We start from the raw sequence: 9349 nt of genomic DNA, 5'->3' as shown, positions 1-9349 counted from the left end.
CGGTGCTACGAGGTGCCGGAGGCGATGCGCGCCGAGGTCGCCGCCGCCGAACCGGCGGCGCACGCCGAGACGAGCTGGGGCACTCCCGCCGTCGACGTGAGCGCCGGAGTGCACGCGCAGCTCGACCGGCTCGGGGTGCGCGACCGGGAGCAATCCCCGGTGTGCACCAGGGAGTCGGACGATCACTTCTCGTACCGCCGCGACCGCTCCACCGGACGGCTCGCCGGCTATGTGTGGCTGGACTGATGGGTCATGACGGACCGTAGGACCGAACTCGCCTCGAACCTGGCGAAGGTTGAGGAACGCATCGCCGCCGCGTGCGCGGCCGCGGGGCGGGCACGTGAAGAGGTGACCCTGATCGTGGTCACCAAGACCTACCCGGCCGGCGATGTCCGCATCCTGTCGGAACTGGGAGTGCGTCAGGTCGCGGAGAACCGGGACCAGGACGCGGCACCCAAGCACGCCGAGTGCGCGGACCTGCCCCTGGAATGGCACTTCGTGGGTCAGTTGCAGACCAACAAGGTCCGCTCCGTGGTCGGTTATGCCGATGTCGTGCAGTCCGTCGACCGGGACCGGCTCGTCATCGCACTCTCCAAGGAGGCCGTGCGGGCCGGGCGCGAGATCGGCTGCCTCATCCAGGTCGCCCTGGACGCGGGGGCGAGCGGCCGGGGCGAGCGGGGCGGTGTCGCACCGGCCGGGATCGGGGAGTTGGCGGACCTGATCGCCGGCTCGCCCGGACTGCGGCTCGACGGCCTGATGACCGTCGCGCCGCTCACCGGCGAGTACGCGGGACGCGAACGCGCGGCGTTCGAACGGCTCGTGGATTTGTCGACCGACCTGCGCCGGGCCCATCCTGCTGCAACCATGGTGTCCGCAGGGATGAGCGCGGACCTCGAGGAGGCCGTGGCGGCCGGGGCGACACATGTGCGCGTCGGCAGCGCGGTACTCGGAGTCCGTGCCAGGCTCGGGTAACGTCGCCAAGAAGTCGGACCACAGCAGAAAATATGGTCAATGTCCGCCGAAAGCGGGCGCAACGACCGAGTGGATCGCGGGAACTTGGCAGTCGTCACCCGATCCACCACAGAGCGGAGGACTCAGAGCATGGCCGGCGCGATGCGCAAGATGGCGGTCTACCTCGGCCTCGTGGAGGACGATGGGTACGACGGCCGGGGTTTCGACCCCGACGACGACTTCGAGCCCGAACTGGACCCGGAGCCCGAGCGGGACCACCGACGACACGAGCCGACACACCAGCCGCACAGTGCACATGTGTCCCAAAGGGATGAATCGGTGCGAGTGGTGCAGCCTCCGGCGCAACGCGAACCGGTGTCCCATTCCCCGGCGCTGACCGCGGAATCGGGCCGCCCGGCGCGCATCGCGCCCGTGGCGTCCATCACACAAGAACGTCAGTCCCTGGAGAAGAACGCGCCGGTGATCATGCCCAAGGTCGTGTCGGAACGAGAGCCGTACCGCATCACCACCCTGCACCCGCGGACCTACAACGAGGCCCGTACCATCGGGGAACACTTCCGCGAGGGCACCCCGGTGATCATGAATCTGACCGAGATGGACGACACCGACGCGAAGCGACTTGTCGACTTTGCGGCGGGTTTGGTGTTTGGACTTCACGGCAGTATCGAACGGGTGACGCAGAAGGTCTTCCTGTTGTCTCCTGCTAACGTCGATGTCACGGCGGAGGACAAGGCCCGCATCGCAGAGGGCGGGTTCTTCAACCAGAGCTGAAGACGCACCACCGGAAGACGCACGGAACAGGGGAGAGGGAACCAGCAGCCATGAGCGTGTTCGCGCAGGTGATCTACATCGCGCTGATGGTGTTTCTCGTCGTCCTGATCTTCCGGCTGGTCATGGACTACGTCTTCCAGTTCGCCCGCTCGTGGCAACCCGGCAAGGCGATGGTGGTCGTACTGGAGGCCACCTACACTGTCACCGATCCACCGTTGAAGCTTCTGCGGCGGTTCATCCCGCCGTTGCGGCTCGGGGGCGTGGCACTCGACCTGTCCTTCTTCGTCCTGATGATCATCGTCTACATCCTCATCACCGTGGCGGGGAGCTTCGTGCGATGAGGGTGGACGATACGGTCTTGCCGACTGCCGATGACTACGTTGAGGTGAAGAGATGCCGTTGACCCCCGAGGACGTGCGGAACAAGCAGTTCACGACCGTCCGCCTCCGAGAAGGCTATGACGAGGACGAGGTCGATGCCTTCCTCGACGAGGTCGAAGCCGAACTGACCCGTCTGCTCCGCGAGAACGAGGATCTGCGCGCCAAGCTGGCCGCCGCCACCCGGGCCGCCGCGCAGAACCAGCAGAACATGCGCAAGCCCCCGGAGCAGGGGCAGGACCAGCAGCAGGGCATGCGCGGTCCCGGCGCCCCGGTTCCCGCCGGGATATCGGGTCCGCCGCAGCAGCAGATGGGTGGCCCCATGGGTGGCCCGCCCCAGCTGCCGAGCGGTGCCCCGCAGCTCCCCGCCGGTCCCGGCGGACAGGGCGGCCCGCAGGGCCCCGGCCCGATGGGCCAGGGTCAGATGGGCCAGGGTCAGATGGGTCCCGGTCCGATGGGCCAGGGTCAGGGACAGATGGGCCAGGGCCCCATGGGCCAGGGTCCGATGGGCCAGGGTCCGATGGGCCAGCAGGGCCCCGGCCCCATGGGTCAGGGTCCCGGTCCGATGGGCCAGGGTCCGATGGGCGGCCAGCCGCCCATGCAGCAGCAGATGGGCGGCCCCATGGGCGGTCCGATGGGCGGCCCCGGCCTGCCCGGTCAGGGTGGCCCCGGCGGCGACAGCGCCGCGCGCGTCCTCTCGCTGGCCCAGCAGACCGCCGACCAGGCGATCGCCGAGGCCCGCTCCGAGGCCAACAAGATCGTCGGTGAGGCCCGAAGCCGCGCCGAGGGTCTGGAGCGCGACGCCCGTGCCAAGGCCGACGCCCTGGAGCGGGACGCGCAGGAGAAGCACCGCGTGGCCATGGGCTCCCTGGAGTCCGCCCGCGCCACGCTGGAGCGCAAGGTCGAGGACCTGCGCGGCTTCGAGCGCGAGTACCGGACGCGTCTGAAGTCGTACCTGGAGTCTCAGCTCCGTCAGCTCGAGACGCAGGCCGACGACTCGCTCGCTCCGCCGCGCTCTCCGGCCGCCGCGTCGCTCCCGCCGTCCCCGGCGCCCTCGATGGCTCCGGCCGGCGCGAGCGCCCCGTCCTACGGTGGCGGCAACCAGGGCATGGGCGGCCCCCAGTCGCCCTCCGGCCCGTCCTACGGCGGCCAGCAGCAGATGACGCCGGCCATGACCCAGCCGATGGCTCCGGTCCGGCCGCAGGGCCCGTCCCCGATGGGTCAGGCTCCCTCGCCGATGCGTGGGTTCCTGATCGACGAGGACGACAACTGACGGCCCCGCACGGCCTTTAGTACGCCACAGGCGTCGGCAGCGTTCAGGGCGGCCCCCGGACTCCGGTCCGGGGGCCGCCCTGTTTTACGCGCGTTGACGGGGGTTACTGTTCCGGCCGGCCAGCCCGGGGGCGCGGGTCTGTACCGGACACGCGGCTCCGCCGGGTGGGCGCGACCAGCCACCACGCACCCGCAGCCGGAAAGCACGACGGCGGCCACCCACGCGGGGCAGCCGCCGTCGAGCCGGCGGAGCGTTACGCCTTACGCAGACGGAACGTCAAGGACAGTCCCTCATCCACGAAGGCCTCCCCGAAGCCCTCGTCCCCCTCGCCCCGGGCGAAGTCCGTGGAGAGAACCTCCTCCGCGATGAGCCCCGAGTGCTCGGACAGCGCGGCGACCACCGCGGGGTCGGTGGCCGACCACCGCAGAGCGATCCGGTCCGCCACGTCGAGCCCGCTGTTCTTACGCGCCTCCTGGATCAGCCGGATGGCATCCCGCGCGAGCCCCGCCTGCCGCAGCTCCTCCGTGATCTCCAGATCCAGCGCCACCGTCGCACCGGAGTCGGACGCCACCGACCACCCCTCACGCGGCGTCTCCGTGATGATCACCTCGTCCGGGGCGAGAGCGACCACCTCCCCGTCGACCTCCACCGAAGCCGTGCCCTCGCGCAGCGCGAGCGACAGCGCGGCGGCGTCGGCCGCGGCGACCGCCTTGGCCACGTCCTGCACCCGCTTGCCGAAGCGCTTGCCCAGCGCACGGAAGTTGGCCTTGGCGGTGGTGTCCACCAGCGAGCCGCCGACCTCGGACAGCGAGGCCAGGGACTCGACGTTCAGCTCCTCGGTGATCTGCGCGCGCAGCTCCGCGCCGAGGGTGTCGAAGCCGGCCGCGCCGACCAGCGCGCGGGACAGCGGCTGACGCGTCTTCACGCCCGACTCGGCACGCGTGGCGCGGCCCAGCTCCACCAGCCGCCGCACCAGCACCATCCGCTTCGACAGCTCCGGGTCGATCGCCGACAGGTCGGCCTCCGGCCAGGTGGAGAGGTGGACCGACTCCGGGGCGTCCGGGGTGACGGGGACGATCAGGTCCTGCCAGACCCGCTCGGCGATGAACGGGGTGATCGGCGCCATGAGCTGGGTGACCGTCTCGACCACCTCGTGCAGCGTGCGCAGCGCGGCCTTGTCGCCCTGCCAGAACCGGCGGCGCGAGCGGCGCACGTACCAGTTGGACAGGTCGTCCACGAACGCGGAGAGCAGCTTGCCGGCGCGCTGGGTGTCGTACGCCTCCAGTGCCTTGGTCACCTGGTCGGTGAGGGCGTGGAGTTCGGACAGCAGCCAGCGGTCGAGCAGCGGACGGTCGGCCGGGGCCGGGTCCGCCTCGCTGGGGGCCCAGCCGGAGGTGCGGGCGTACAGGGCCTGGAAGGCGACCGTGTTCCAGTAGGTGAGGAGCGTCTTGCGGACGACCTCCTGGATGGTGCCGTGGCCGACGCGGCGGGCCGCCCAGGGGGAGCCGCCGGCCGCCATGAACCAGCGCACCGCGTCCGCGCCGTGCTGGTCCATCAGCGGGATGGGCTCCAGGGTGTTGCCCAGGTGCTTGGACATCTTGCGGCCGTCCTCGGCGAGGATGTGGCCGAGGCACACGACGTTCTCGTAGGAGGACTGGTCGAACACCAGGGTGCCGACCGCCATCAGGGTGTAGAACCAGCCGCGGGTCTGGTCGATGGCCTCGGAGATGAACTGCGCCGGGTACCGGCTCTCGAACAGCTCCTTGTTCTTGTGCGGGTAGCCCCACTGCGCGAACGGCATCGAACCCGAGTCGTACCAGGCGTCGATGACCTCGGGCACGCGCGTGGCGGTGTCGCCGCATTCCGGGCAGGGGAAGGTCACCGCGTCGATGTACGGGCGGTGCGGGTCCAGGCCCGACTGGTCGGTGCCGGTCAGCTCGCTCAGCTCGGCGCGGGAGCCGACGACCGTGAGGTGGTCGTTGTCGCAGGACCACACGGGCAGCGGGGTGCCCCAGTAGCGGTTGCGGGACAGCGCCCAGTCGATGTTGTTGCTCAGCCAGTCACCGAAGCGGCCGTGCTTGACGGTCTCCGGGAACCAGTTGGTGCCCTCGTTCTCCGCGAGCATCCGGTCCTTGACGGCGGTGGTTCGGATGTACCAGGACGGCTGGGCGTAGTACAGCAGCGCGGTGTGGCAGCGCCAGCAGTGCGGGTAGCTGTGCTCGTAGGGCAGGTGGCGGAAGAGCAGACCGCGCTCGCGCAGGTCCTCGGTGAGCTGCTCGTCGGCCTTCTTGAAGAAGACGCCGCCGACCAGCGGGACGTCCTCCTCGAAGGTGCCGTCGGGGCGGACCGGGTTGATCACCGGCAGGCCGTAGGCGCGGCAGACCTTGAGGTCGTCCTCACCGAAGGCGGGGGACTGGTGGACCAGACCGGTGCCGTCCTCGGTGGTGACGTAGTCCGCGTTGACCACGTAGTGCGCGGGCTCCGGGAACTCCACCAGCTCGAACGGGCGCTGGTAGGTCCAGCGCTCCATCTCGGCGCCGGTGAAGGACTGGCCGGTGGGCTCCCAGCCCTCGCCGAGGGCCTTGGCGAGCAGCGGCTCGGCGACGACGGCCTTCTCCGTGCCGTCCGTGGCGACGACGTAGGTGACGTCGGGGTGGGCGGCGACGGCCGTGTTGGACACCAGGGTCCACGGGGTCGTCGTCCACACCAGCAGGGACGCCTCGCCGGCCAGCGGGCCGGAGGTGAGCGGGAAGCGGACGTAGACGGAGGGGTCGACGACCGTCTCGTAGCCCTGGGCCAGCTCGTGGTCGGAGAGGCCCGTGCCGCAGCGGGGGCACCAGGGGGCGACGCGGTGGTCCTGGACCAGCAGGCCCTTGTCGAAGATCTGCTTCAGCGACCACCAGACCGAGTCGATGTACTCGGGGTCCATCGTGCGGTACGGGTCCTCGAGGTCCGTCCAGTACCCCATGCGGGTCGTCAGCTCGGCGAAGGCGTCCGTGTGCCGGGTCACCGACTCGCGGCACTTGGCGTTGAACTCGGCGATGCCGTACGCCTCGATGTCCTTCTTGCCGGAGAAGCCCAGCTCCTTCTCCACGGCCAGCTCGACCGGCAGGCCGTGGCAGTCCCAGCCCGCCTTGCGGCCGACGTGGTAGCCGCGCATGGTGCGGAAGCGGGGGAAGACGTCCTTGAAGACGCGGGCCTCGATGTGGTGGGCGCCCGGCATGCCGTTCGCGGTCGGCGGGCCCTCGTAGAACACCCACTCGGGGCGGCCCTCGGACTGCTCCAGGGTCTTGGCGAAGATCTTCTGGTCGCGCCAGAAGTCGAGCACGGCGTGCTCAAGCGCGGGCAGGTCGACCTGGGCGGGCACCTGGCGGTACGTCGGCGCTGTCATCTGCGAGCATCCTCCAACGGAACTTGCTGCCTTCCGTCGGAGGGACGAGAGCGTTCTTCCTGTTACGCCGTGTGCGGCGCGCTCCCGCGGTACCACCCTCCTTGGCCCGCCACCGGGGTCCGTCCGGCGGTGAGCCCCCTCATTGGGGTCGCGAAGCCGGTTCTACTCGCCCCGAGGGGGCTTTCCTCCGGCGGCTCCGGGGTGATCTTCACATCGCGCTCGCCACCGGGCTCCCACCGACCCCGGCTCGCTCTGGGCTGCGTTACGACGCTACTCGTCCCCATCCACGCTTCTCGCTCCGCCCAGTGTACGGCGCCGGGCGGACAGCGGCCGACCGCTTTTCCGGACCGGTGGTGTGACCCGATTGGCGGCGGGGGCGGGAGTGACGGGTTACGGGCCGGGGAGCTGGGCACAACGGATGCAGGTCTGCTGCGCGGGGGGCGCGGGGCGGGCGAATCGGGCGGCGTGCCCCGTTGCCGCGGGACCCAAGTCGATTTATCGTCCCAGCACGATTCGCCTGCAATCTCACATATGTGAAGGGGTCCCGGCCATGGTGGCGAAGAAGACCTCCGGCGGTTCGGCAGGAAGGGGGAGCGGGCGGCCCGAAAAGGCGGACAAGGCCGCCGGCAAGGGCGCCGTCGAGAAGAGAACCGCAGGCGAGAAGCGTGTGCCCGCCGCGAAGAAGACGACCAGGGCCAAGAGGGCGTCCGCCGGGCGGGCGGCCGGTGAGAGGACGGGCGGCGAGACGGTGACTCCAGGGAAGACGGCCGCCAAGGCCACCGCCGCCGAGGCGGCCACCCCGCAGGGCACGACGGCCGGGAGAGCGGCGGCCGGGACGACGGCAGCGAAGAAACCGGCCACCAGGAAGACCGCCGACAACAAGACGGCCTCCGAGACCGCTGCCAAGAAGACGCCCGCCAAGAAGCTCGCCGCCAAGAAGGCGGCGGGCAAGAAGGCGGTCGCCAAGAAGACCGTCACCAAGAAGAGCGTCACCAAGAAGACCGCGGCCCGGAAGGCGCCGGCGAAGAAAGCGGTCGCCGAAGAGGCGGCCGGGAAGAGCACGGCCGAGAAGACGGGAGCCACGAGGGTGGTTGCTAAGAAGACTCCTGGCACGGCCACGGCGGCGGGCGGTGCCCTGCCGGGCACGCGCCTGGCCGCCGCGGAACCCGGTGACCTGGCCGTACGTCCCGGTGAGGACCCCTGGACCCCGGAGGAGGTCGCCGAGGCGCGCGCGGAGCTGGCCGCCGAGGCGGACCGGCTCGGCACCGAGATCTCCACCTCGGAGGCGTCGCTGGTCGGCATGATGCGCGACTCGGCGGACGGCGCCGGTGACGACGAGGCCGACACCGGCAGCAAGAACATCACCCGCGAGCACGAGCTGGCGCTGGCCGCCAACGCGCGCGAAATGCTCAGCCAGACCGAGCGCGCCCTGGAACGGCTGGACGCGGGCACCTACGGCCTGTGCGAGAACTGCGGCAACCCCATCGGCAAGGCCCGCATGCAGGCGTTCCCGCGGGCCACCCTGTGCGTGGAGTGCAAGCAGAAGCAGGAACGCCGCTCCTGACCTCCGGGTCCGCTCGCCGCCGCCGCCGGGGGCGTGCCGTACTCTCTCCTCAGTCAGGCACCTAGGTTGAGGGACTCACGTGGCAGAGGCGGAGCGCATCATCGGTACGCCGGACACTCCGGAGGACGGCGGAGAGCGGGCGAGCGCCCCGGCGCCCCGGACCGGGCGAGGACGCCGGATCGCCGTGCTCTTCGCGGTGGCCGCGTTCGCCTACGCCCTCGACCTCGGCAGCAAGCTGCTGGTGGTGGCGAAGCTGGAGCACCACGCCCCGATCCAGTTGGCCGGCGACCTCCTGGAGCTGCACGCCATCCGCAACCCCGGTGCCGCCTTCGGCTTCGGCGCGGCCTTCACGATCATCTTCACGGTGATCGCCGTCGCCGTGATCGTGGTGATCGTCCGGCTCTCCCGCAAGCTCTACAGCTTCCCCTGGGCCGTCGCGCTCGGCCTGCTGCTCGGCGGTGCCCTCGGCAACCTCACCGACCGGATCTTCCGCGCCCCCGGCGTCTTCCAGGGCGAGGTCGTCGACTTCATCGCGCCCCGCGGTTTCGCCGTGTTCAACCTGGCGGACTCCGCGATCGTGTGCGGCGGCATCCTGATCGTGCTGCTCTCCTTCCGCGGCCTGGACCCGGACGGCACCGTCCACAAGGACTGACGGGCCCCGCACCGGTTTTCCACAGGCTCGGTCAGTGCCTTCCGGGCCGTCCGTCATACTCGACGGGTGAGCACGTTTCCCGAGATCCGAACCCTGCCCGTGCCCGACGGCCTGGAGGGCGAGCGCGTCGACGCCGCCATCTCCCGGATGTTCGGCTTCTCCCGCACGAAGGCGGCCGAGCTGGCCGCGGCCGGCAAGGTCCAGGTCGACGGCGCCGTGGTCGGCAAGTCCGAGCGCGTGCACGGCGGCGCCTGGCTGGAGGTGGAGATGCCCCAGGCACCCGCCCCGGTGCAGATCGTCGCCGAGCCGGTCGAGGGCATGGAGATCGTTCACGACGACGACGACGTGG

Annotated in this window: 9 protein-coding genes; 8 read left to right on the top strand and 1 reads right to left on the bottom strand. The window is 70.6% G+C overall.

What is annotated here, in order from left to right; all coding sequences use genetic code 11:
• The 5 genes from GT030_RS25370 to GT030_RS25350 all read left to right on the top strand — a co-directional run.
• A partial coding sequence (locus GT030_RS25370) for a laccase domain-containing protein (RefSeq protein WP_161203096.1) occupies window positions 1-246 on the top strand: 246 nt, incomplete at its 5' end.
• 6 nt (window positions 247-252) lie between these two features.
• Window positions 253-972, top strand: coding sequence for a YggS family pyridoxal phosphate-dependent enzyme (locus tag GT030_RS25365; protein WP_161203095.1), 720 nt, complete (start codon window positions 253-255; stop codon window positions 970-972).
• A 129-nt stretch (window positions 973-1101) separates the two neighbouring features.
• Window positions 1102-1743, top strand: a complete 642-nt coding sequence (sepF, locus tag GT030_RS25360; RefSeq protein WP_030810120.1) for a cell division protein SepF — start codon at window positions 1102-1104, stop codon at window positions 1741-1743.
• Between the two features lie 50 nt (window positions 1744-1793).
• Window positions 1794-2084, top strand: coding sequence for a YggT family protein (locus GT030_RS25355; protein WP_030810117.1), 291 nt, complete (start codon window positions 1794-1796; stop codon window positions 2082-2084).
• Window positions 2085-2136: 52 nt separating this feature from the next.
• A complete protein-coding gene (locus GT030_RS25350; protein WP_161203094.1) occupies window positions 2137-3393 on the top strand; it encodes a DivIVA domain-containing protein in 1257 nt (418 codons plus the stop codon).
• Window positions 3394-3646: 253 nt separating this feature from the next.
• Here the strand turns inward: GT030_RS25350 and ileS are convergent, their stop codons facing one another.
• Entirely contained in the window at window positions 3647-6784 is a 3138-nt protein-coding gene (gene ileS / locus GT030_RS25345) for an isoleucine--tRNA ligase (RefSeq protein WP_161203093.1), read from the bottom strand.
• 550 nt (window positions 6785-7334) lie between these two features.
• On the opposite strand from ileS, the gene GT030_RS25340 reads away from it, so the two are divergent.
• The 3 genes from GT030_RS25340 to GT030_RS25330 form a co-directional block, all read left to right on the top strand.
• Window positions 7335-8348, top strand: a complete 1014-nt coding sequence (locus tag GT030_RS25340; RefSeq protein WP_202460546.1) for a TraR/DksA family transcriptional regulator — start codon at window positions 7335-7337, stop codon at window positions 8346-8348.
• Window positions 8349-8427: 79 nt separating this feature from the next.
• On the top strand, window positions 8428-9000 hold the full coding sequence (lspA, locus tag GT030_RS25335; protein ID WP_161203092.1) for a signal peptidase II: 573 nt from the start codon (window positions 8428-8430) through the stop codon (window positions 8998-9000).
• A 66-nt stretch (window positions 9001-9066) separates the two neighbouring features.
• Window positions 9067-9349: S4 domain-containing protein (locus GT030_RS25330; RefSeq protein ID WP_346009744.1), on the top strand; the 283-nt coding region annotated here is incomplete at its 3' end.

The sequence above is a fragment of the Streptomyces sp. SID1328 genome, assembly GCF_009865595.1.
GTDB classification, from domain to species: Bacteria; Actinomycetota; Actinomycetes; order Streptomycetales; family Streptomycetaceae; genus Streptomyces; species Streptomyces griseoluteus.
Note: the sequence above shows the minus strand (reverse complement) of the source record. Positions and strands in the feature narration are given on the sequence as shown.

Coding starts and splice junctions, on each gene's coding strand:
- sepF (WP_030810120.1), top strand. CDS start 1,102: ATGGCCGGCGCGATGCGCAAGATGGCGGTCTACCTCGGCCTCGTGGAG.
- GT030_RS25350 (WP_161203094.1), top strand. CDS start 2,137: ATGCCGTTGACCCCCGAGGACGTGCGGAACAAGCAGTTCACGACCGTC.
- GT030_RS25340 (WP_202460546.1), top strand. CDS start 7,335: ATGGTGGCGAAGAAGACCTCCGGCGGTTCGGCAGGAAGGGGGAGCGGG.
- GT030_RS25355 (WP_030810117.1), top strand. CDS start 1,794: ATGAGCGTGTTCGCGCAGGTGATCTACATCGCGCTGATGGTGTTTCTC.
- ileS (WP_161203093.1), bottom strand. CDS start 6,784: ATGACAGCGCCGACGTACCGCCAGGTGCCCGCCCAGGTCGACCTGCCC.
- GT030_RS25365 (WP_161203095.1), top strand. CDS start 253: ATGACGGACCGTAGGACCGAACTCGCCTCGAACCTGGCGAAGGTTGAG.